The following is a 681-nucleotide window of genomic DNA, read 5'->3' as shown; positions in this document are numbered from 1 at the left end:
TGCGCAGGTAGGCGCGGTTCGCGCGGGACCCGTAAGCCTTGTCCGCGCGGCCTTGTCCGCTCGGGTGCGCGGGCGCCCCGGCCCGAGCCGGGGCACCTTCACGCGCCCAGGACCACCTGGAATTACGGGGAGTCGCCGCGCCGGCCGGCCGTGACGACCAGCGCCATCGGCCGCTGCGCCTGCTCAACCGCCAGGTGAATCTTGGTGGTCAACCCGCCGCGGGAGCGTCCGAGCCCGTGGTCGCCGGGCTCGACGTGCACGCCACCGGGCGGCTCGGCCTGGAGGTCCCCCTTTTACGGGCACCGGCCGCGTACTGGTGGGCACGGAGAACAGTGGAGTCCACCGACAGGTCCCAGGTGATCAACTCATCCGCGTCCGCACGGGCCTGGAGCTGCTCGAAGATCCGGTGCCAGGTTCCGTCCCGCCGCCCGCGGCAAAACAGCGTGTACACCGTCTCCCACGGACCGTACCGCTCGGGAAGATCGCGCCACGGCACCCCGGTGCGGGTACGGAACCGTATGCCGTCGATGAGCTTCCGCTTGCTGTGTATCGCAGGCCGCCCCGGCTTCCTGCCCTTGGGCAGCAGCGGCTCCAACGCCGACCACTGCGCTTCCGTCAGATCCCCACGAGCCATAGCAAGTGATCATGACACGACCTTGATCATCTTTGAAAACAGACCCT

The 681-nt window shown here is 69.2% G+C and carries 1 protein-coding gene; it reads right to left on the bottom strand.

What is annotated here, in order from left to right; genetic code table 11:
* Positions 1 to 208: 208 nt before the first annotated feature.
* Complete coding sequence (locus tag OFY01_RS18620) at positions 209 to 634, bottom strand: IS5 family transposase (protein WP_266601334.1); 426 nt, start codon at positions 632 to 634, stop codon at positions 209 to 211.
* Positions 635 to 681: the final 47 nt, after the last annotated feature.

This window comes from Streptomyces beihaiensis, from assembly GCF_026274175.1.
Taxonomy (GTDB): domain Bacteria; phylum Actinomycetota; class Actinomycetes; order Streptomycetales; family Streptomycetaceae; genus Streptomyces; species Streptomyces beihaiensis.
Note: the sequence above shows the minus strand (reverse complement) of the source record. Positions and strands in the feature narration are given on the sequence as shown.

Bases quoted from the DNA above. Each gene is read 5' to 3' on its own strand.
- OFY01_RS18620 (WP_266601334.1), bottom strand. From the start codon at position 634: ATGGCTCGTGGGGATCTGACGGAAGCGCAGTGGTCGGCGTTGGAGCCG.